Origin of the sequence: Pseudomonas sp. TMW22090 (genome assembly GCF_022496665.1) — a bacterium.
GTDB classification, from domain to species: domain Bacteria; phylum Pseudomonadota; class Gammaproteobacteria; order Pseudomonadales; family Pseudomonadaceae; genus Aquipseudomonas; species Aquipseudomonas gregormendelii.
This window is the reverse complement of sequence record NZ_SCFH01000003.1, coordinates 438,942-458,721: the sequence shown is the minus strand read 5'-3', so window position 1 is coordinate 458,721 and position 19,780 is coordinate 438,942. Positions and strand designations below refer to the sequence as shown.

At 60.8% G+C, this 19,780-nt stretch carries 21 protein-coding genes; 7 read left to right on the top strand and 14 right to left on the bottom strand.

From position 1 onward, the window contains the following. The first annotated feature begins 19 nt into the window (after positions 1-19). The 3 genes from EQV97_RS11390 (at position 20) to EQV97_RS11380 (ending at position 2,349) form a co-directional block, all read left to right on the top strand. On the top strand, positions 20-1,168 hold the full coding sequence (locus tag EQV97_RS11390; protein ID WP_122840976.1) for an FAD-dependent oxidoreductase: 1,149 nt from the start codon (positions 20-22) through the stop codon (positions 1,166-1,168). A gap of 192 nt (positions 1,169-1,360) precedes the next feature. After that, on the top strand, positions 1,361-1,636 hold the full coding sequence (locus EQV97_RS11385) for an HU family DNA-binding protein (RefSeq protein ID WP_003195589.1): 276 nt from the start codon (positions 1,361-1,363) through the stop codon (positions 1,634-1,636). A gap of 329 nt (positions 1,637-1,965) precedes the next feature. After that, the gene (locus tag EQV97_RS11380) at positions 1,966-2,349 is read left to right on the top strand and encodes a helicase (RefSeq protein ID WP_240888945.1); all 384 of its coding nucleotides are present in this window, start codon (positions 1,966-1,968) and stop codon (positions 2,347-2,349) included. Positions 2,350-2,473: 124 nt separating this feature from the next. Here EQV97_RS11380 and EQV97_RS11375 read toward each other — a convergent pair whose 3' ends face one another. The 6 genes from EQV97_RS11375 to exbB form a co-directional block, all read right to left on the bottom strand. Further along, positions 2,474-3,874: an aminoacyl-tRNA deacylase and HDOD domain-containing protein gene (locus tag EQV97_RS11375; RefSeq protein WP_240888944.1), complete on the bottom strand. Its 1,401-nt coding sequence runs from the start codon at positions 3,872-3,874 to the stop codon at positions 2,474-2,476. A gap of 78 nt (positions 3,875-3,952) precedes the next feature. Continuing rightward, positions 3,953-6,028, bottom strand: a complete 2,076-nt coding sequence (recG, locus tag EQV97_RS11370; RefSeq protein WP_240888943.1) for an ATP-dependent DNA helicase RecG — start codon at positions 6,026-6,028, stop codon at positions 3,953-3,955. Positions 6,029-6,037: 9 nt separating this feature from the next. Then, positions 6,038-6,967, bottom strand: a complete 930-nt coding sequence (locus EQV97_RS11365; protein WP_045057820.1) for a hydrogen peroxide-inducible genes activator — start codon at positions 6,965-6,967, stop codon at positions 6,038-6,040. Positions 6,968-7,142: 175 nt separating this feature from the next. Then, positions 7,143-7,892: an energy transducer TonB gene (locus EQV97_RS11360; RefSeq protein ID WP_045057821.1), complete on the bottom strand. Its 750-nt coding sequence runs from the start codon at positions 7,890-7,892 to the stop codon at positions 7,143-7,145. Next, positions 7,889-8,317: a TonB system transport protein ExbD gene (gene exbD, locus EQV97_RS11355; RefSeq protein WP_045057822.1), complete on the bottom strand. Its 429-nt coding sequence runs from the start codon at positions 8,315-8,317 to the stop codon at positions 7,889-7,891. Before exbD ends, EQV97_RS11360 begins: the two co-directional genes overlap by 4 nt. A 6-nt stretch (positions 8,318-8,323) precedes the next feature. Continuing rightward, entirely contained in the window at positions 8,324-9,301 is a 978-nt protein-coding gene (gene exbB / locus EQV97_RS11350) for a tonB-system energizer ExbB (RefSeq protein ID WP_122840980.1), read from the bottom strand. A gap of 189 nt (positions 9,302-9,490) precedes the next feature. Between exbB and EQV97_RS11345 the strand changes: the two genes are divergently transcribed. Beyond that, positions 9,491-10,348, top strand: coding sequence for an SDR family oxidoreductase (locus EQV97_RS11345; protein WP_122840981.1), 858 nt, complete (start codon positions 9,491-9,493; stop codon positions 10,346-10,348). 106 nt (positions 10,349-10,454) lie between these two features. Here EQV97_RS11345 and EQV97_RS11340 read toward each other — a convergent pair whose 3' ends face one another. From EQV97_RS11340 to EQV97_RS11315, 6 genes are all read right to left on the bottom strand, one after another. Continuing rightward, positions 10,455-11,195, bottom strand: coding sequence for a hypothetical protein (locus tag EQV97_RS11340; RefSeq protein WP_122840982.1), 741 nt, complete (start codon positions 11,193-11,195; stop codon positions 10,455-10,457). Positions 11,196-11,265: 70 nt separating this feature from the next. Continuing rightward, entirely contained in the window at positions 11,266-11,646 is a 381-nt protein-coding gene (locus tag EQV97_RS11335) for a RidA family protein (protein WP_003437778.1), read from the bottom strand. A gap of 25 nt (positions 11,647-11,671) precedes the next feature. Then, positions 11,672-13,777, bottom strand: coding sequence for a bifunctional GTP diphosphokinase/guanosine-3',5'-bis pyrophosphate 3'-pyrophosphohydrolase (spoT, locus tag EQV97_RS11330; RefSeq protein ID WP_045059196.1), 2,106 nt, complete (start codon positions 13,775-13,777; stop codon positions 11,672-11,674). A gap of 57 nt (positions 13,778-13,834) precedes the next feature. Continuing rightward, positions 13,835-14,098, bottom strand: coding sequence for a DNA-directed RNA polymerase subunit omega (gene rpoZ, locus EQV97_RS11325; protein WP_007894670.1), 264 nt, complete (start codon positions 14,096-14,098; stop codon positions 13,835-13,837). Between the two features lie 167 nt (positions 14,099-14,265). Beyond that, the gene (gmk, locus tag EQV97_RS11320) at positions 14,266-14,886 is read right to left on the bottom strand and encodes a guanylate kinase (protein WP_122840984.1); all 621 of its coding nucleotides are present in this window, start codon (positions 14,884-14,886) and stop codon (positions 14,266-14,268) included. Positions 14,887-14,899: 13 nt separating this feature from the next. Next, positions 14,900-15,763: a YicC/YloC family endoribonuclease gene (locus EQV97_RS11315; protein WP_122840985.1), complete on the bottom strand. Its 864-nt coding sequence runs from the start codon at positions 15,761-15,763 to the stop codon at positions 14,900-14,902. A 271-nt stretch (positions 15,764-16,034) separates the two neighbouring features. Between EQV97_RS11315 and rph the strand changes: the two genes are divergently transcribed. Further along, positions 16,035-16,757 carry a ribonuclease PH gene (rph, locus tag EQV97_RS11310; RefSeq protein ID WP_010465211.1) on the top strand — a complete coding sequence of 241 codons (723 nt, stop codon included), beginning with the start codon at positions 16,035-16,037 and terminating at the stop codon, positions 16,755-16,757. 29 nt (positions 16,758-16,786) lie between these two features. Beyond that, positions 16,787-17,155: a DUF4870 domain-containing protein gene (locus EQV97_RS11305; RefSeq protein WP_045059193.1), complete on the top strand. Its 369-nt coding sequence runs from the start codon at positions 16,787-16,789 to the stop codon at positions 17,153-17,155. 86 nt (positions 17,156-17,241) lie between these two features. Here EQV97_RS11305 and EQV97_RS11300 read toward each other — a convergent pair whose 3' ends face one another. Next, positions 17,242-18,021, bottom strand: coding sequence for an exodeoxyribonuclease III (locus EQV97_RS11300; RefSeq protein WP_007934608.1), 780 nt, complete (start codon positions 18,019-18,021; stop codon positions 17,242-17,244). An 82-nt stretch (positions 18,022-18,103) separates the two neighbouring features. Here EQV97_RS11300 and pyrE point away from each other — a divergent pair, with 82 nt between their 5' ends. Next, positions 18,104-18,748, top strand: a complete 645-nt coding sequence (gene pyrE, locus EQV97_RS11295) for an orotate phosphoribosyltransferase (RefSeq protein WP_122840986.1) — start codon at positions 18,104-18,106, stop codon at positions 18,746-18,748. Positions 18,749-18,849: 101 nt separating this feature from the next. Here pyrE and argB read toward each other — a convergent pair whose 3' ends face one another. After that, positions 18,850-19,755: an acetylglutamate kinase gene (gene argB, locus EQV97_RS11290; protein WP_045059191.1), complete on the bottom strand. Its 906-nt coding sequence runs from the start codon at positions 19,753-19,755 to the stop codon at positions 18,850-18,852. Positions 19,756-19,780 lie beyond the last annotated feature (25 nt).

Here is a 19,780-nt window from a genome sequence, read left to right as displayed (position 1 = left end):
GACATTAGGGGAGTAGAGAATGAACGCACCTGTCGTGATCGTAGGCACCGGGCTGGCTGGCTACAACCTGGCCCGGGAGTTTCGCAAACTCGATGGCGAAACCCCGCTGCTGCTGATTACCGCAGATGACGGACGTTCCTACTCCAAGCCGATGCTCTCCACCGGCTTCGGCAAAAACAAGGACGCCGATGGCCTGAGCATGTCCGAGCCAGGCGCCATGGCCGAGCAGCTGAAGGCCGAGGTGCGCACCCATACGCGCATCAGCGGCATCGACCCGGGCCACAAGCGTCTGTGGATCGGCGAAGAGTCGGTGATGTACCGCGACCTGGTGCTGGCCTGGGGCGCAGAAACCGTGCGTGTGCCCATCGAAGGGGATGCCGCAGACTGCGTGTTCCCGATCAATGACCTGGAAGATTACGCGCGCTTTCGTGCAGCCGCTGTCGGCAAGCGCCGGGTATTGCTGCTGGGCGCCGGGCTGATCGGCTGCGAATTTGCCAACGACCTGATGCTCGGTGGCTACGAGGTGCAACTGGTCGCCCCGTGCGAACAGGTCATGCCCACTTTGCTGCATCCCGCCGCCGCTGCTGCGGTTCAGGCCGGCCTGGAAAGCCTCGGTGCACGCTTCCATCTCGGCCCTGTGCTCAACCGCCTGCAACGCGTGACGGACGGGCTGGAAGCGCACCTGTCCGATGGACAGGTGATTCCCTGCGACCTGGTGGTCTCGGCCATCGGCTTGCGCCCGCGCATCGACCTGGCCGCAGCGGCTGGCGTGCAGGTCAATCGGGGCGTGGTCGTCGACCGCCACCTGCAGACCTCCCACGCCAACATCTACGCCCTGGGCGACTGCGCCGAGGTCGATGGGCTGAACCTGCTGTACGTAATGCCCCTCATGAGCTGCGCCAGAGCACTGGCCCAGACCCTGGCCGGCAATCCCACGACCGTCAACTATGGCGCGATGCCGATCACTGTCAAAACCCCCGTCTGCCCCTTGGTCGTTTCCCCGCCACCGCGCGGTGTGGAAGGCGTCTGGACCGTCGAAGGGCAGGGCGCAGACATCAAGGCACTGTGCCGCGATGCTGGTGGAAAACTGCTCGGTTACGCCCTCACAGGCGCGGCAGTCATGGAAAAATTGGCACTGAACAAAGAGCTTCCGGCACTGCTGGCGTAAATACTGGTCGTTCTGTCGGAATCACCCCGCTTTTGCCCCCACAAACGTCGCGCCGAGACTGGCGCGGCACCCCGCTGCGTGCCATTCTCACTCCCGTCTGCCGCAGAGTAGAGCACCTGCGGCGCTTTTGGCGCTGTTCCAACGAGAACAGCACGGACATAACAACAAAAAACCGTCAAAGGGGCTTCACTAATGCGTAAACCAGACCTCGCCGCAGCAATCGCTGAAAAAGCAGATCTCACCAAAGAGCAGGCCAACCGCGTCCTCAACGCCGTTCTCGAAGAAATCACCGGCGCTCTGCACCGCAAGGACAGCGTCACGCTGGTGGGCTTCGGCACCTTCCTGCAACGCCACCGCGGCGCCCGCACCGGCAAAAACCCGCAAACCGGTGAGCCAGTCAAAATCAAGGCCAGCAATACTGTTGCGTTCAAGCCAGGCAAGTCGTTGAAGGACAGCGTTAATCCGTAATTGCGACGAACTCCTTGGGTGAACCGGGAGGGGCGTTGGAAAAAGGGCATGCCGATTAGATCGGGTGCCCTTTTTTTATGGGGCGCGGGTGAGTGGGGTCGGGCATGACGGTCTGTAGTCCGGAGATCGGAAAAGCCCAAAGAGTTGTGGGGCTTAACATCAAAGGATCGCGGCCTTCGGCAGCTCCTACAGGGGGTTTTCATTAGTGACTTGGTAGTCATTGGCGTCAAAAATAGGGTCATTTTCCGCTAAAGTTACGCGATGGTGGCGTTCTTGGGTGAAGCCGCTACACTGCGCCGGCCGTTCATTTTTCTCTTGAGGCTGTGCGCATGAAATTTCGTTTTCTTCTGTGGATGCTGGGTTTGTTGATGGCCAAGGCCAGTAGGAAAAATCCTGCGTTCCAACAGCAGTTGGGGGACAAGGATCTGGTCTTTCAGCTACAGACACTGGACGGAAAAGTGGCCCGGCACTTTCGCGTGAAGGATCAGCGCATTACCAGCAAGTCCGGTGTGTATCCCGAGCCGGCGTTTGCGATTGCATTTAAAGACGCTGCCTATGGCTTCGCGACCCTGCAGGCAAAGAATAAGCAATTGGCGTTCATGACGGGGATTCAGGACAAGTCGATCCAGATCAAGGGCAACCCGGCGCTGGTGATCTGGTTCCAGGGTTTGACCAAGTACTTGAAACCGCGCAAGGCCAAAGCGAAGGTTTGAGACGCATTGATAGCTTGGGAGCGTTACAACACTTCAGACCGAGTTGAGCCCATCGCGGGCAAGCCTTGCTCCCACAGGATTGTGAATCACCCTGTGTGCGGGCAAAGCTTGCTCGCGATCGCTTTCAGGGCTGGCCGAATTGCGAAGCCAGTTCACGCAACAACACTTCCGCATCCAGCACTTTACTGGTCACATCATTGGCCTTGTCGCGGCTCAGGCCCAGGCGGTCCAGCAGGGCGTCGGGGATTTCCTCGACCGGACCTGAGCCGATGCCGCGGCTGCGCAGCAGGCGCACGGCCAGGCACACCAGGTTCGGGTACTCGGCGTAGATGCCGTCGTAGCTTGGGTCATGCTGGAAGCGCAGGGCGGTGGCCAGTTCGTCGGGCATGTCCCAGTAGCGCATCAGCCAGGCGCCGATTTGCTCGCGGGTGATGCCCAGCAGGTGTTGCTCGATGTAGCTATGGGACAGATGCGGGTTGACTTCCAGGTGGCGGCAGATCAGCGAGAAGTGCGGCGGGAATACATGTGCCAGCAGCAGATAGCCGAAGTTGTGCAGCAGGCCGGCCAGGTAGGTGAGGCCGGCTTCCGGACGCTGTGCGCGGGGCATGGCTCGGGTCAGGCCTTCGATGACGGCGGCGGTGTAGATCGACTGTTGCCAATAAGGTGTTGCTTGTTGCGGGTGATCTTTGGGCAGGCTCATGGTTTTGCCCAGGGCCAGGCCCAGCGCCAGGTTGATCACCAGGTCGAAACCCAGCACCCGCACTATCGCGTCTTCCACTGAACGAATCTTGCCCGGCGAGGCATAGTACGGCGACGCTGCCCAACTGACGACTTGCGCGGCCAGGGCCGGGTCGGTCTCTACGACGCTGGTGATGTCGTCGATGGTGGCGTTGGGGTCGACCCGCAGCTTGATGATTTTTTGTGCCGTCGAAGCCAGCGGCGGGATTTCGATGGTGGCTTCCAGTCGTTGCTGAATGCGTCGCGCCGTGAAGGCCTGGACGGCCTGGGTGATTTCCTCGCGGTCGTCGTCGGGGCGGTCGAGGTTTGGACGGATGCTGGTTAGCGCCTCACCGAAGCGGGCGGCGCTGGCCTTGCTCAGCAGGGTCTTGAAATCGTCGCAGGCTATTTCCAGCAGCACGCCCGGTACGCCCGAATTGATCAGCAACTTGGGTTCGCGCAGCAAGCTGTCTTCGTAAAGGCACGGTGCCGCAGTGAGCGAAGGCAAGCCGGGCAACAGGCTCTGGTTGTGCTTACCGAGCAGGCGCTCCAGGCGCTCAGGCGAAACCGCAGTGAGGCGGCGGCCGGTGAGCTCGGCGAGGCGATTGAGGTCCAGCAGCTGGCTTTGCGGGAACAGCATCATGAGCGAGCCGACGGCATCGTCCAGCAGCACTGCCTGCACTTTGCGCGCAGCATTCAGGCCGTGGTGGTCGAGGACTTCATCAAAGGCTATGTCCAGCTTGCCCAGCAGCAGCCGAACTGCAGACGTAGCGTGCGGGGTTTCGGGAGCGAGGGCAGCGTCGATCATGGTTTGGATCCGTTCTCAAACAGTTGCAAGAGTATAACCATCATGTTTAACACGGTGGTCCGGAAACTGCGACGGTGCTCACACTTGGCCGTATTGCTGCCCATGACGCAACCAGCGATCCAGCAACGGGTTGACGTGATCCGGCCACCGCTCAAGCAGCGCCTGCGCCGCGTCGCGCACGGCGGGAAGCAGGTCGGCATCGCGCATCAAATCGGCGACCTTGAACTGCAGCAGGCCGGTCTGGCGGGTGCCGAGCATTTCGCCGGGGCCGCGTAGCTCAAGGTCTTTTTCGGCGATGACAAAGCCATCGTTGGTTTCGCGCATGATGCCCAGGCGCTGGCGGCCGATCTGCGACAGCGGCGGGTGATACAGCAGCACGCAGTGGCTGGCGGCGCTGCCCCGGCCGACTCGACCGCGCAACTGATGAAGTTGCGCGAGACCCAGGCGCTCGGGGTTTTCAATGATCATCAGGCTGGCGTTCGGTACGTCGACGCCCACTTCAATGACCGTGGTCGCCACCAGCAACTGCAGGTTGCCGGCCTTGAATTCGGCCATGACTGCGGCTTTTTCCACAGGCTTCATGCGCCCGTGAATCAACCCGACCTTGAGCTCGCCGAGGGCGGCGGTGAGGTCTTCGTAAGTAGTTTCGGCGGCCTGGCAGGTCAGCTCTTCCGATTCTTCGATCAGCGTGCAGACCCAGTAGGCCTGCCGACCTTCGGCGCAGGCCCCACGAACCCGCTCGATCACCTCCACGCGCCGGGTGTCAGTGATCAACACAGTGTTTACCGGGGTGCGCCCGGGAGGCAGCTCGTCGAGGACCGACGTATCGAGGTCGGCGTAGGCGCTCATGGCCAAGGTGCGCGGGATCGGCGTGGCGGTCATGATCAACTGGTGTGGGCACATGCGCCCGCCGACGCCTTTTTGCCGCAGTGCCAGGCGTTGCTGCACGCCGAATCGATGCTGTTCGTCGATGATCACCAGTGCCAGGTTCTTGAACTGCACTTCGTCCTGGAACAGTGCGTGGGTGCCCACCACCATCGGGGTGCCGCTGGCGATCTGCTCCAGCGCAGCCACGCGGTTTTTGCCCTTGAGCTTGCCGGCCAGCCACGCGACTTCGATGCCCAGCGGTTCGAGCCAGCGCTTGAAGGTGATGAAATGCTGCTCTGCGAGGATCTCGGTGGGGGCCATCAGCGCGACCTGATAGCCAGCTTCCAGTGCCTGCAAGGCGGCCAGGGCGGCGACTACGGTTTTGCCCGCGCCAACGTCACCCTGGATCAGGCGCAGCATGGGCTCGGGCTGGCTGAGGTCGTAGGCGATTTCATTGCCAACTCGTTGCTGGGCCCCGGTCGGCGCGAAGCCGAGATTGGCCAGGTACCTGGCCGGCAGTTTTGTCGCCTTGGGCATCGCCGGTGCGCGCAGCGAGCGCATGCTTTCGCGCAGGCGCTGCTGGGACAGTTGATGGGTCAGCAATTCTTCGAAGGCCAGCCGGTGCTGGGCCCAGTGATGCCCTAGCGCGAGTTCGTCGACATCGGCATCGGCGGGCGGGTGATGCAGGTAGCGGATCGCGTCGGCCAGCGGGGCGAGTTGATAGTCCCGGGCCAGTTCGGTAGGCAGCCAGTCGGGCAGGCTGCTGGGTCCCAGCAGCGTCAGGGTCTGCATGCACAGTTGGCGCAGACGCTGCTGGGTCAGGCCTTCGGTGAGCGGGTAGACCGGGGTCAGGGTTTCATCGACCGGCGGCGGCTCGTCACCGGTGATGGCGCGATACTCCGGGTGGTAGATCTCCAGCCCCGAGGCACCAGGCCGCGCTTCGCCGTAACAGCGAATCCGTGTGCCACGCTTGAGTCCTTCTTTCTGGGCGTTGCTGAAATGGTAGAAGCGCAGGCTGAGTCCACCCGTTCCATCCTGCAGCCGAACGACCAGGCTGCGGCGGCGGCCCATGACCACATCGGCACCGCTGACGGTACCTTCGATCACGGCGTCCTGGCCAGGGCGCAAGTGGCCGATCGGGACTACGCGAGTGCGGTCCTGATAGCGCAACGGCAGGTGAAACAGCACGTCCTGGAGGTTCTCCAGGCCGACCTTGGCGAGCTTCTCGGCCATGGCTTCGCCAACACCCTTGAGTGCCGTCACCGACACTTGCGACAACTCGGTCATGGCAGCGGCTTAGCCGGCAACGACCGGCGCTGGCGGCTTGGCGACCGAGCACAGGCGAATCGAGTCAGCGAGGATCTCAATCGCTTTGGGACGTGGAAAGCTGGCGCGCCAGGCGATGGCTACCGTGCGGAAAGGCACCGGTGGCGTCAGTGGGCGCACTTCGAGCACGCCGGGAGCGTAGTGGTGACTGTCCACGGCCGAGAGCGGCAGGATCGAAATGCCCAGGCCGGAGGCAACCATATGGCGGATGGTTTCCAGGGAGCTGGATTCCACGGTGGTGTGTTTGGCGCCGTCCTTGCCATTGGCAAGGGTCGGGCAGGCTTCCAGCACCTGGTCGCGGAAGCAGTGACCTTCACCTAGCAGCAGCAGGCTCTTGTCGTTGAGCAGGGCGGCGTCGATGGATTCTTTTTGCGTCCATGGGTGCTGGGCCGGCATCAGGACGTAGAACGGCTCGTCGTAGAGCTGCAGGGTCAGCACGTCCGCTTCGTTGAACGGCAGGGCGATGATGATCGCGTCGAGCTCGCCGTTGCGCAGCTTGTCGCGCAGGATGTGGGTGAAGTTTTCTTCGATGTACAACGGCATCTGCGGGGCGACCCGGTGCAGTTGTGGAATCAGGTGCGGAAACAGGTAGGGCCCGACGGTGTAGATGGCGCCGACTTTCAGTGGGGCCGTCAGCTGGTTCTTGCCGGCCTGGGCCAGTTCACGGATGCCTTGTGCCTGCTCCAGCACTTTCTGCGCCTGGGCGACAATGCCCTCGCCGACTGGCGTGAGGCGCACGGCACTTTTGCTGCGCTCGAAAATCAGCACACCGAGTTCGTCCTCAAGCTTCTTCACGCCTACCGACAAGGTCGGTTGACTGACGTGGCAACGCTCGGCGGCATGGCCGAAGTGCTGCTCCTGGGCGAGAGTAACGATGTAGCGTAATTCTGTGAGGGTCATAGCAGGCGTCCATGAAGTTGCGCGCCAAGCATACCGGCTGCAATCGATAGACGCACGTTATGTAGGAGCGAGCTTGCTCGCGAAAAACCTGAGACCGCTGCGGGGTGTCAGTGTTCAAGCGTTATCGTTCGATTCCATCGCGAGCAAGCTCGCTCCTACAGGGTTTCAGGGTTGCTTAGCGGCGACCCTTTTCCAGCGAGTAGACGAAAGGCGCATAGAGTTCAATCGGGCCGTTTTTCACCATGTCCGCAGGTGGCTTGGGCAGCGGTTGGGCGCGGCGGATCATTTCCAGAGTAGCGCGATCCAGATCGGCATTGCCGGATGCACCCACCAGTTCGAATGACAACACGTTGCCTTCGGCATCTACCACGAACCGCAGGCGGTTAACGCCGGTCTTGCCCCTGGCCTGAGCGCTGGCCGGGTACTTTTTGTACTTGGCCAGGTGAGCGAGCAGGGTGTTTTGCCAGCTGGCCTTGGCCGCTTGCTGCGCCGGTGATGGTCCAGGTGCCGGTTGTGCGGATTTCTCCGTGGGTGCCTGGGTCGGTTGAGCGTCAGCCGGTTTTTCCTCGGAAGGCTTCTCCTTTGGCGGTTCCGGTTTCTTCTCCACAGGCTTTGGCGGTTGCGGTTTGGGCTTGGGTTTTACCGGCTTGGGTACGGTGATCTCGGCCTTTGGCGCTTCAGCCAGTTTCGGGATCGGCAGTTCTTCCACCGGTGCCGGTGGTTGTGGCGGCGTTATCACTTTCGGCGGGGCCGGTGGTGGCGGGGCCGGTACTGGCGCCAACTCGACCATCATTGCCTGGGGCGGCAATGGGATCGGCTGGCGCGAGGTCCAGTTCAGTGCCAGCGCGATGGCCAGCGCGTGCACGCCCAGCACCACGGCCAGGCTCCCGCTGTAACGCGTCAGCTTATGGCGCGTCGTGATCATTTTTTGGCTGCCGTCTCAAGACCCACCAGGCCAACCTTCAGGTAGCCGGCGGCGCGCAGGGCGTCCATCACGCTCATCAGGTCGCCGTAGTCCACGCCCTTGTCGGCCTGGAAGAAGATGGTCGTGTCTTTTTTGCCTTTGGTCCGGGCGTCCAGAGTGGCGCCCAGTGCTTCGGCCTTCACTTCGTCTTCGCCCAGGAACAGGCGTTGATCAGCCTTTACGCTGAGGAACACCGGTTTTTCCGGCCTTGGCGCAGGTTTTGCGCTGGAGGCTGGCAGGTCGACCTTGATGTCCACGGTAGCCAGGGGAGCGGCCACCATGAAGATGATCAGCAGCACCAGCATCACGTCGATAAACGGCGTGACGTTGATTTCGTGATTCTCGGCCAGATCGTCGTCTGCGCCTTCTTTCAAATGCAAGCCCATGGCTGATTACCCTACTTTGACCACGTGGGGTTGCGCGGAGCGCTCGGTGGTCGGCAGGTGATCGAGGTCGCGGCTGACCAGCAGCAGGACTTCAGCCGAGGCATCCGAGACTTGTGCCTTGTAACCGGCGATGGAGCGGGCGAAGACGTTGTAGATCACGACCGCAGGAATCGCTGCAACCAGGCCCAATGCCGTGGCCAGCAGGGCTTCGGCGATGCCGGGTGCCACTACTGCAAGGTTGGTGGTCTGGGTTTTGGCGATGCCGATGAAGCTGTTCATGATGCCCCACACGGTGCCGAACAGGCCGACGAATGGCGCGGTGGAACCGATGGTGGCAAGCACGCCGGTGCCGCTGCTCATGTTGCGACCGCAGGCCGCGACCAGGCGCTCTAGGCGAAACGCGACGCGCTCCTTGATACCTTCTTTTTCGCGGCTGTTGACCGACAGGCGCATCTCTTCCAGGGCGTCATGCACCAGTACATTGGCGAGCGTGCCTGGCTTGGTCGCCGTGGCGCTGGCTTCCTTGAGGGTGGTGGCCTTTTTCAGGTGGACGATTTCACTGCGCAGACGACGCTTGGCGCCCATCAGCTCGAAACCCTTGGCGATCCAGATGGTCCAGGTGATGATCGACGCGATGGCCAGGCCGATCATCACGATTTTCACGATGATGTCGGCGTTCTGGTACATGCCCCATGGCGACAGGTCGTGGGCCATGCCCAGGGTGTTGTCGGCTTCAAGTACTTCCGGAGCGTCTGCGGCTGTGGTGTCTACTGCCTGGGCCGGGTCGGTGACAACCGGTGTGGTGGCCGGGGCAGCGGGAGCCGGCGCGGCTGCAGGTGCCTCGGCGGCTGCCGGGGTGGCAGGCGACTGGGCGTCGGCGTAAGCAGCAGTGGGGACCAGCATTACGCTGAGCAACAGTGCAGCCATTGCGCTCCAGGCGCGAGGTCGTTTGGTTGGCGAAGCGGGAGATTGATTGCGTGTCATGCTGGCCGGACCTGAGAGAGAAAGACGGTAAATGTTCTTCCAGGCCTCGCGAGGCCGAGAACAAAAGTGGCGGGCATTATTGCAAGTAATTCTTGTTAACAAAAGTAATAGAGTATCTTTTTTTCCTGCATTACTAGCCGCTCGTCCTTTGCCGACGCTAGTCTGTGCCTTTGCCAGAGGAGTTTTCTGATGTCCGCGCCTTCTGTTTTGATTGCCGGTTGCGGCGATGTGGGTAGCCGCCTGGCCACGCAATTGCTGGCTCGCGGCTGGGAAGTTCACGGTCTGCGCCGGGATGTTTCTCGTTTGCCTGAGGGCGTGATTGGCGTGGCCGGTGACTTGTTTAATGAAGACTGCCCGGCGACCTGGCCGATTGGTGCGGTGGATTACCTGGTGTATTGCGCCGCAGCCACCGATCACGATGAGGCAGGCTACCGCGCTGCTTACGTGCAGGGTTTGCAGAATGTACTGAGCTGGCTGGACGACTATGGGCAGGTGCCTGATCGACTGCTGTTTGTTTCCAGTAGCAGTGTTTATGGCCAGCAGGACGGGGACTGGGTCGATGAAACGTCACCCACCGTAGCTGGCGGTTATTCCGGCCGGCTGATGCTGGAGGCGGAGCAAGTAGCGCTCCAGAGCGGCATTCCCGCGAGTGTCGTGCGCCTGACCGGTATTTATGGTCCGGGCCGTGAGTGGCTGCTGACCCAGGTTCGTCGCGGCTATCGCGTAGCGATCGACCCGCCGTTGTATGGCAACCGGATCCACGCCGACGATGCGGCGGGGTTGCTGGCGTTTCTGCTGGAGCAGGATCAGCAGGGTGTGGGTCTCGATGACATCTATATCGGTGTCGATGACTCACCGGCGCCGCTTGCCGAGGTGGTGGGCTGGTTGCGCGAGTATCTGGGTGTGACCGAATGGGCCGAGGATGCGAGCGTGCGTCGGGCGGGGAGCAAGCGGTGCAGTAATGCGCGAGCGAAAGCTCTGGGCTGGGAGCCGAAGTACCCGAGTTATCGTGAGGGGTATGCGGCGATTCTTGAAGGTCGCTGCTGACTTTGTGGGTGCCGGCTTGCTGGCGAATGCGCTGGATCAGGCAATGGGTTCATTGGCTGGACGGACGCTATCGCCAGCAAGCCGGCTCCTGCAAGGTTTCGCGGTGTTACTGCTTTTCGAGCAACCACTTGCGCTCGCCCGGTGTGAACTGGGGCATCTCGTCTTCCCTGGCAGTGTTGGTGGCCTGGAAAATCTCCATTTCCTTGCCCTTGCGCGCAAAAATCCAGGTGTTGCCCTGGCCATTCTGTTGCAGCCACATGTTGTCGTTGCCGCCGCTCATCGACGCGCAATCACCCGCCAGGCACAGGGCGTAGCGATCGGCGCCGGGCAGGCCGGCCACTTGGCCATCGGCCTGGAACTGCACGGTATTGCCTTCCCCTGGGCCACTGACGACCTGCCAGCTGCCACCCATGTAGGCGGTATACAGCGCACGCTCGAAACTGGCGCCCAGCGGTGCGCCTTCCGGCACAGGGATCACCGCGCGGTCAAAGACCTGCTCGGGTTCATTGTCGCTGGCGGCCTGGCTCAGTTGCTTGCCGTCACGCTTGAGCACGCTGGCAGAGCTGCCATAAAAATCGACTTTCCAGGCGCCGGACTCTTCGCCGAGCAACTTGCCGTCGACGTTTTCAAAACCGTTGGTGTAGCGAGCCTGTGCGGCCCTGGTGTTAACGTCCCATTCCAGATTCGGGCCATAAGCCTGGAGCGCTTCACGTAATGGGCTGCCTTTGGCGGCTGCATCGATGGCCACCTGATTGATCCAGGTGCCGCTGATGTCACGATCGGCAGGGTTGCTGGCACATCCGCCCAGGAACAGGGCGACCAGCGAGAGGGCTAGCGCATGGCGCATGGTGGAATCCTTTCAGAACGCTTTCTTTACGACATCAGCGGCGCAGCCTTGGGAGGCTGCGCCAGATGCATTACTCGATGACCAGAATGGCATCCATTTCAACCTGCGAACCCTTTGGCAGGGCGGCCACGCCAATGGCGGCGCGGGCAGGGTAAGGCTGCTCGAAGTACTTGCCCATGATCTCGTTGACCTTGGCAAAGTGGCTCAGGTCGGTCAGGAAGATGTTCAGCTTGACGATGTCCTTGAACGAACCGCCCGCTGCTTCAGCGACAGACTTCAGGTTCTCGAATACCTGAATGGTCTGGGCTTCAAAGCCTTCAACCAGTTCCATGGTTTTTGGGTCCAGCGGAATTTGACCCGACATGTAGACGGTGTTGCCAGCCTTGATCGCCTGGGAGTAAGTACCGATGGCAGCCGGGGCCTTGTCGCTGGTGATAACAGTCTTGGTCATGAATGACTCCTTGTAATAGGTTGGCTTAGGCGCGCATGCGAGTGATGCGAATCACCCCGGTCAATGCGCGCAGTTTCTTGATCACACGGGCCAGGTGCACGCGGTCGTGCACGCTGACCACCAGTTGGACCACGCTGATACGACCATCGCGTTCGTCCATGCTGATTTTCTCGATATTGCCGTCGGCCGCGTTGACGCTGCTGGCCAGCAGCGCGATCAGGCCGCGCTGGTGTTCCAGCTCGACGCGCAGCTCGACGTTGAATTCCCCGGTGACGTCCTTGGCCCACGAAAGCTGGATGCATTTTTCCGGGTTATGGCGGATTTCGCTGATGTTGCGGCAGTTGTCCAGGTGCACGACCATGCCTTTGCCCGCCGACAGGTGACCGACAATCGGGTCGCCCGGGATCGGCGTGCAGCACTTGGCATAGCTGAGTACCAGGCCTTCGGTGCCGCGGATCGCCAGCGGGCCTTCCGGGCTTGGCAATTGCTCGCCTTCGCCTAGCAGGCGTCGGGCGACTACGTAAGCCATGCGATTGCCCAGGCCGATGTCTTCGAGCAGGTCTTCGATCAGTTCGAGACGGTACTCCGTGAGCATCGCCTTGACCCGTTCGGCCGGGACTTTTTCCAGCGAGCTGTCGAAGCCGTTGAGTACCTTGTTCAGCAGGCGTTCGCCCAGGCTGATGGATTCGGAGCGGCGTTGCAGTTTCAGCGCATGGCGGATGTGCGTTCGCGCCTTGCCGGTCACCACGAAATTGAGCCACGCCGGATTCGGCCGAGCGCCGGGAGCACTGACGATCTCGACCGTGGAGCCGCTTTGCAGCGGTTCGGACAGCGGTGCGAGACGACGATTGATCCGGCAGGCAATGCAGCTGTTACCTACGTCGGTGTGCACCGCGTAGGCGAAGTCGACCGCCGTGGAGCCTTTGGGCAGCTCCATGATCCGGCCTTTGGGCGTAAACACGTAGACCTCGTCCGGGAACAGGTCGATCTTCACGCTCTCAATGAATTCCAGCGAGTTGCCGGCGCGTTGCTGCATTTCCAGCACGCCCTTTACCCACTGCCGCGCGCGGGCGTGAGTGCCTTTTGGCTGCTCGTCGCCGCTGGATTTGTACAGCCAATGGGCAGCGATGCCGTTGTTGGCCATCTCTTCCATTTCGCGGGTGCGGATCTGGATCTCGATTGGTACGCCATGCATGCCGAACAACGTTGTGTGCAGCGACTGATAACCGTTGGCCTTGGGAATCGCGATGTAGTCCTTGAAGCGTCCAGGCAGCGGTTTGTACAAATTATGAACAGCACCCAACACGCGGTAGCAGGTATCCACCTTGTCGACGATGATCCGGAACGCATACACGTCCATGATCTCGTTGAAGGCCCGACGCTTGCCGCGCATTTTCTTGTAGATGCCATAAAGGTGTTTCTGGCGGCCGCTGACTTCGCCCTGAATCTCGTCGATCGCCAGGCAATGGCTCAGCGACTCCTCGATCTTGTTGACGATTTCCTTGCGATTGCCCCGGGCGCGCTTGACCGCCTGGTAGATCCGCGCAGAACGCATCGGGTGCATGGCCTTGAAGCCGAGGTCTTCGAATTCTATGCGGATGGCATGCATGCCCAGCCGATTGGCAATGGGTGCATAGATTTCCAGGGTTTCCTTGGCGATGCGCCGGCGTTTTTCGCCGGACAGCACTTCCAGCGTGCGCATGTTGTGCAGGCGGTCGGCCAGCTTGACCAGGATGACGCGGATGTCCCGAGCCATGGCCATGGCCATCTTCTGGAAGTTTTCCGCCTGGGCTTCAGCTTTGGTCTCGAAGTTCATCTGGGTCAGTTTGCTGACCCCGTCGACCAGTTCGGCCACGGTTTCGCCGAACTGCGCTTGCAGCGCTTCCTTGGCAATACCGGTGTCTTCGATCACGTCATGCAGCATGGCCGCCATCAGGCTCTGATGGTCCATATGCATGTCGGCAAGAATATTCGCCACCGCGAGGGGGTGCGTGACGTACGCCTCGCCACTGCGTCGGCGTTGGCCGTCGTGGGCTTGTTCGGCGTAGAAATACGCTCGGCGGACCAGGTTGACCTGGTCCTTGCCGAGATAGGTCGATAAGCGATCGGCGAGGGCGTCTATGCTCGGCATGATGACTCCTGCCGTTCGTTGTGACCCCGCGCCGTGCTACGTCGACCAGGCATAGGCTTAGACGGCCTCGTTGGACTCGTCCTCGAACGCTGCGAACAGCGGTTCGTCTTCGACGATTTCAGCGTTGGCAATGAACTCGTAGCTCATCAAGCCTTCCGCGATTTCACGCAGGGCTACAACGGTAGGCTTGTCGTTTTCCCACTGGACCAGAGGCTCTTTGCCGCCGGTGGCCAGTTGACGGGCACGCTTGGTGGACAGCATGACCAGCTCAAAGCGGTTTTCCACGTGGTTCAGGCAGTCTTCAACGGTTACGCGGGCCATGGTATTCCTCGGAGCGAATGCAATATGCGCGCTGCCCGGTTGGGCGAGCGGACTCAACAGTTTAAAAAAACACCAGCGTTTAGGGAAGCGCTGATTTTTTGGCCAAGCTCTTCAACGCGCTGCAAGTGCCAATGTAAAGCCCCCGCAGCGGTTTTGGGAAGAGCTGTTTAGCCGAGCAATTCGGCCAAAAGTTTTCCATTGCGCTGCTGCTGACGCTTCTGATGCAGCTGGTTGGCCCGGAAAATCGCTTTCAAATCGTCCAGCGCATGGGCGAAATTGTCGTTAATGATGAGGTAGTCGTATTCCACGTAGTGGCTCATCTCGCTGACGGCTTCACGCATCCGCCCAGCAATAATCTCGTCACTGTCCTGGCCGCGATTGGTCAGGCGCTGGTGCAAGGCCTCCAGGGAGGGGGGCAGGATGAAGATCGAGCGCGCCTGGGGCATCAACTTGCGCACTTGTTCGGCGCCTTGCCAGTCAATCTCCAGAATCAGGTCGTGACCTGCGTCCAGGGTTTGCTGCAGATGGCTCTGCGAGGTGCCATAGAGATTGCCGAACACTTCGGCGCGCTCCAGGAAGTCACCATGTTCACCCATCTTCACGAATGCTTCGCGCGAGACGAAGTGATAGTTCACGCCGTCCACTTCACCCGGGCGCATGGCGCGGGTGGTGTGGGAGACGGAGACGCGGATATCCTGGTCGGCGTCGGTGAGGGCCTTGACCAGGCTGCTCTTGCCCGCGCCCGAAGGGGCGGAAATGATGTACAGGGTGCCGGTGCTGTGGGTCATGTCAGGGGTAGCCTTACTCAATATTCTGCACTTGTTCGCGCATCTGCTCGATCAACACTTTGAGGTTGACCGCAGCCTGCGTGCTGCGCGGGTCGAAGGCCTTGGAGCCTAATGTGTTGGCCTCGCGGTTGAGTTCCTGCATCAGGAAGTCCAGGCGCCGACCGGCCGCGCCACCGGATTTGAGCACCCGGCGAACTTCGATGATGTGAGTGCTCAAGCGGTCCAGTTCTTCGGCGACGTCGCTCTTTTGAGCGAGCATGACCATTTCCTGCTCCAGGCGCTGAGGGTCCATCTCGGCTTTCATGTCGGCGAAGCGGTCGAGGACTTTTTGGCGCTGGGTGGCGAGCATCTGCGGGACCAGTTCGCGCAGGGTCACGACGTCGCCTTCAATCGCGCTCAGGCGTTCGTTGATCAAGCGTGCCAATTCCGCGCCTTCGCGCTCACGGCCGGCCTTGAGTTCCTTGAGGCCTTCGTTGAACAGCGCCAGTGCCTCGGCGTTCAACGCTTGCGGGTCGTCCGCGTTGCCCACCAGTACGCCGGGCCAGGCCAGCACTTCCAGCGGGTTCAGCGCCGCCGGATTCTTGATCAGGCCGGCGATGGTCTCGGCGGCGGCAACCAGTTGGGCGGCGCGCTCGCGATCTACTTGCAGGGGTTTATCGGTGTTTTCTTCGGTGAAGCGCAGGGTGCACTCCAGCTTGCCCCGGGACAGGCCCTGTCGCAGCGACTCGCGGACCGCGCCTTCGAGGTCGCGGAACGACTCCGGCAGGCGCAGATGCGGTTCCAGGTAGCGGCTGTTGACCGAGCGCAGCTCCCAGCTCAGGGTACCCTGGGTGCCGGCTTTTTCGACGCGGGCGAAAGCGGTCATGCTGTGCACCATGGAGGTACCTCGCAATGCAGATCCCAGCGTTACCCAGAACCCGCTATCTATGAATTTAAGCCGACAGGCAGCAAAGGCGCAGGATTGTAGCGCAGTGGGGCGTATGGGCCCAAACACACCGCGTGACAAAGAGCTGCAGGCCGTCGGTAAAGCACTGTTCTAAGCTTGAGTCAGTGCCTCAATCGTCGGGCGGATTTTTTAGAAGTGCCCACGCCCGGCGCGCGGCTCTATAATGCTCGGCAGTTTTCCGTCCCCAGTACAGGTATTCCCTATGAAACGTCCAAGTGGTCGCGCTGCCGATCAGCTCCGCTCGATCCGCATTACCCGCAACTACACCAAACACGCCGAGGGTTCTGTGCTGGTCGAGTTTGGTGATACCAAGGTCATCTGCACGGTCAGCGTCGAAAACGGCGTGCCGCGCTTTCTCAAGGGTCAGGGCCAGGGCTGGCTGACCGCCGAATACGGCATGCTGCCACGGGCCACTGGCGAACGTAACCAGCGTGAAGCGAGCCGCGGCAAACAAGGCGGTCGCACTCTGGAAATCCAGCGTCTGATCGGTCGCTCGCTGCGCGCTTCGCTCGACATGTCCAAGCTGGGCGACGTGACCCTGTACGTCGATTGCGACGTCATCCAGGCCGACGGTGGCACTCGCACCGCATCCATCACCGGCGCCATGGTCGCGCTGGTCGATGCCCTGAAAGTCATCAAGAAACGCGGCGGCCTCAAGGGCGGCGACCCGCTCAAGCAGATGATCGCTGCCGTTTCGGTTGGCATGTACCAGGGCGAGCCTGTGCTCGACCTCGACTACTTGGAAGACTCGGCTGCCGAGACTGACCTGAACGTGGTAATGACCAGCACCGGTGGCTTCATCGAGGTGCAGGGCACTGCTGAAGGCGCGCCATTCCAGCCAGAAGAGTTGAACGCTATGCTGGAACTGGCGAAGAAAGGCATGACCGAAATCTTCGAACTGCAGAAAGCTGCATTGGCCGACTGATCGGACCCGTTCCCAGCAAGGAGGACGCCATGAGTGACGAACAACAGCTGCTTCCCGTCCCGAGCAAGGAAGTTCGGCAATGGGCGATGTTTTGTCACCTGTCCGCCCTGCTGGGGATATGGATTCCATTTGGCACGCTCATCGGCCCGCTGATTCTTTGGCAGATGAAACGTGAAATGGACCCGTTCGTCGATGCGCAGGGCAAGGAGGCGCTGAACTTCCAGATCACCGTCGCCATTGCATCGGCTATCTGTTTTCTGTTGATGGTGGTGATTGTCGGGTTTTTCCTGTTGGGGCTGGTGGCAATCGGTGCCTTGGTGCTGACGATCATTGCTGGCGTCAAAGCCAATGAAGGGCTGCCTTACCGGTATCCCTTTACCTGGCGTTTGATCAAATAACGATCAACACAGCTCCCACATCGAAAATCATTGCGCACAAAAAAGCCGACATCGCTGTCGGCTTTTTTGTGTCTGCGAAACGACGCCTAGATAGTCAGCGTCCAGTCGTAGTCCACGATCAGCGGTGCGTGCTGCGAGAACCGTGGCTGACGCGGCAGGCGTGCGCTGCGTACGAAGCGGCGTAGGCCCGGGGTCAGCAGCTGGTAGTCGAAACGCCAGCCGAGGTTGAGCATTTCAGCTTGTTCGTTGTCCGGCCACCAGCTGTACTGGTCGCCTTCGCGGCTGACTTCGCGCAGGGCGTCGACATAACCCATGTTACCGACAATCTCGTCCATCCAGGCACGCTCAGGCGCCAGGAAACCCGGGGATTGCTGGCTGTCGCGCCAGTTCTTGATATCCAGCTTCTGTTGCGCCACGTACAGCGAGCCACAATAAATGTACTCGCGACGTTTGCGCCGCTGTTTATCCAGATAACGGGCGAAATCGTCCATTAGCTTGAACTTCTGGTTCAAGTCTTCATCGCCGTTCTGCCCCGAAGGGAGCAGCAAGGTCGCGATGCTGACCTTGTCGAAATCGGCTTGCAGGTAGCGCCCGTAGCGGTCGGCCGTCTCGAAACCGAGACCGCTGATGACTGCCTTCGGCTGCAACCGCGAATACAAAGCCACGCCACCCTGGGCGGGAACTTCGGCTTCGCAGGCATAAAGGAAGTAGCCATCCAGTTGGAAGGCTGGATCGTCCAGTTCAAAGGCGGAGGCGCGGGTGTCCTGCAGGCAGATGACGTCGGCATTCTGTGCTTGCAGCCAACTGAGCAACCCTCGCTCCACTGCAGCCTGAATACCATTGACGTTCACACTGATGATCCGCATAAATGGCCCCAAAAATCGCGTGCGTGTATGATACACGGCGTCAACCTAATTAGCTAAATCCGTGGTATTTGGGGTTTTTTTCATGCAAGCGTATCAGCGCGATTTCATTCGTTTTGCCATCGATCGCGGCGTTTTGCGCTTCGGCGAGTTCACCCTGAAGTCCGGGCGCACCAGTCCTTACTTCTTCAATGCCGGCCTGTTCAATTCGGGCTCGGCCCTGGCGCAGCTGGGTCGTTTCTATGCGGCGGCCATCATTGAGAGCGGTATTTCGTTCGACGTGCTGTTCGGTCCGGCCTACAAGGGCATCCCTTTGGCGGCCACCACTGCCGTGGCCCTGGCCGAGCACCATGACCGTGACCTGCCATGGTGCTTTAACCGCAAGGAAGCCAAGGCTCACGGCGAAGGCGGTAGCCTGGTCGGTGCGCCATTGACGGGCGAAGTGCTGATCATCGATGACGTGATCACCGCCGGCACCGCGATCCGCGAAGTGATGCAGATCATCGCTTCCCAGGACGGTGCCAAGGCGGCCGGCGTATTGATTGCGCTGAACCGTCAGGAGCGGGGCAATGGTGAGTTGTCAGCGATTCAGGAAGTTGAGCGTGACTTCGGTATTCCGGTGATCAGCATCGTTTCGCTGAACCAGGTGCTGGAGTTTTTGGCGGACGACCCGCAGCTCAAGCAGCATTTGCCAGCCGTGGAAGCGTATCGCGCCCAATTCGGCGTGTAGCGCAGCTCCCGCAAAGGGTTCTACAAATCCAGCAGGGATTGCAGGCAAAAAAAGACCCCGCTCAGCCAGGCCGAGCGGGGTCTTTTTGTGTGTGCTATCGCTTACGGACGCTTGCGATTGCTGATCAGAGTGCCCACGCCAGTATCGGTGAAGATCTCCAGCAGGATGGCATTCGGCACCCGACCGTCGATGATCAGCGAACTGCCGACCCCGCCCTGGACTGCTTCCAGCGCACAGCGAATCTTCGGCAGCATGCCACCGTAGATCGTGCCGTCCGCGATCAGCTCGTCGACCTGTTGGGTTGTCAGGCCGGTGAGGACCGTGCCCGATTTGTCCATCAGGCCCGCGATGTTGGTCAGCAGCATCAGCTTCTCGGCCTTCAGCGCTTCGGCCACCTTGCCGGCCACCAGGTCAGCATTGATGTTGTAAGACTCGCCGTTGGCACCGACGCCGATAGGGGCGATCACCGGGATGAAATCGCCTTTGACCAGCAGGTTCAGCAAGTCGGTGTTGATCCCGACGACTTCGCCTACCTGGCCGATGTCGATGATTTCCGGTTGGGTCATCTCCGGCGTCTGGCGGGTGACGGTGAGTTTCTTCGCACGAATCAGCTCGGCGTCTTTACCGGTCAGGCCGATAGCGCTGCCGCCATGACGGTTGATCAGATTGACGATGTCCTTGTTGACCTGCCCGCCGAGGACCATCTCAACAACGTCCATGGTTTGCGCGTCGGTCACGCGCATGCCATCGATGAAGTGGCTTTCGATCGACAGACGCTTGAGCAGATCGCCGATTTGCGGGCCGCCGCCATGCACGACCACCGGGTTGATACCTACGGCTTTCATCAGCACGATGTCGCGGGCGAAGCCGGTTTTCAGCTCCTCGCTCTCCATCGCGTTGCCGCCGTATTTGATCACCAGCGTCTTGCCGACATAGCGGCGGATGTAAGGCAACGCTTCGGACAGGACCTTGGCGGTATTGGCGGCGGCTTCGCGTTCGAGGGTCATTCAGGGCTCCGGCACTTCGATAAAT

Excerpts from the sequence above, each read along its gene's own strand:
- EQV97_RS11390 (WP_122840976.1), top strand. The coding sequence starts at position 20 with ATGAACGCACCTGTCGTGATCGTAGGCACCGGGCTGGCTGGCTACAAC.
- EQV97_RS11385 (WP_003195589.1), top strand. The coding sequence starts at position 1,361 with ATGCGTAAACCAGACCTCGCCGCAGCAATCGCTGAAAAAGCAGATCTC.
- EQV97_RS11380 (WP_240888945.1), top strand. The coding sequence starts at position 1,966 with ATGAAATTTCGTTTTCTTCTGTGGATGCTGGGTTTGTTGATGGCCAAG.
- EQV97_RS11375 (WP_240888944.1), bottom strand. The coding sequence starts at position 3,874 with ATGATCGACGCTGCCCTCGCTCCCGAAACCCCGCACGCTACGTCTGCA.
- recG (WP_240888943.1), bottom strand. The coding sequence starts at position 6,028 with ATGACCGAGTTGTCGCAAGTGTCGGTGACGGCACTCAAGGGTGTTGGC.
- EQV97_RS11365 (WP_045057820.1), bottom strand. The coding sequence starts at position 6,967 with ATGACCCTCACAGAATTACGCTACATCGTTACTCTCGCCCAGGAGCAG.
- EQV97_RS11360 (WP_045057821.1), bottom strand. The coding sequence starts at position 7,892 with ATGATCACGACGCGCCATAAGCTGACGCGTTACAGCGGGAGCCTGGCC.
- exbD (WP_045057822.1), bottom strand. The coding sequence starts at position 8,317 with ATGGGCTTGCATTTGAAAGAAGGCGCAGACGACGATCTGGCCGAGAAT.
- exbB (WP_122840980.1), bottom strand. The coding sequence starts at position 9,301 with ATGACACGCAATCAATCTCCCGCTTCGCCAACCAAACGACCTCGCGCC.
- EQV97_RS11345 (WP_122840981.1), top strand. The coding sequence starts at position 9,491 with ATGTCCGCGCCTTCTGTTTTGATTGCCGGTTGCGGCGATGTGGGTAGC.
- EQV97_RS11340 (WP_122840982.1), bottom strand. The coding sequence starts at position 11,195 with ATGCGCCATGCGCTAGCCCTCTCGCTGGTCGCCCTGTTCCTGGGCGGA.
- EQV97_RS11335 (WP_003437778.1), bottom strand. The coding sequence starts at position 11,646 with ATGACCAAGACTGTTATCACCAGCGACAAGGCCCCGGCTGCCATCGGT.
- spoT (WP_045059196.1), bottom strand. The coding sequence starts at position 13,777 with ATGCCGAGCATAGACGCCCTCGCCGATCGCTTATCGACCTATCTCGGC.
- rpoZ (WP_007894670.1), bottom strand. The coding sequence starts at position 14,098 with ATGGCCCGCGTAACCGTTGAAGACTGCCTGAACCACGTGGAAAACCGC.
- gmk (WP_122840984.1), bottom strand. The coding sequence starts at position 14,886 with ATGACCCACAGCACCGGCACCCTGTACATCATTTCCGCCCCTTCGGGC.
- EQV97_RS11315 (WP_122840985.1), bottom strand. The coding sequence starts at position 15,763 with ATGGTGCACAGCATGACCGCTTTCGCCCGCGTCGAAAAAGCCGGCACC.
- rph (WP_010465211.1), top strand. The coding sequence starts at position 16,035 with ATGAAACGTCCAAGTGGTCGCGCTGCCGATCAGCTCCGCTCGATCCGC.
- EQV97_RS11305 (WP_045059193.1), top strand. The coding sequence starts at position 16,787 with ATGAGTGACGAACAACAGCTGCTTCCCGTCCCGAGCAAGGAAGTTCGG.
- EQV97_RS11300 (WP_007934608.1), bottom strand. The coding sequence starts at position 18,021 with ATGCGGATCATCAGTGTGAACGTCAATGGTATTCAGGCTGCAGTGGAG.
- pyrE (WP_122840986.1), top strand. The coding sequence starts at position 18,104 with ATGCAAGCGTATCAGCGCGATTTCATTCGTTTTGCCATCGATCGCGGC.
- argB (WP_045059191.1), bottom strand. The coding sequence starts at position 19,755 with ATGACCCTCGAACGCGAAGCCGCCGCCAATACCGCCAAGGTCCTGTCC.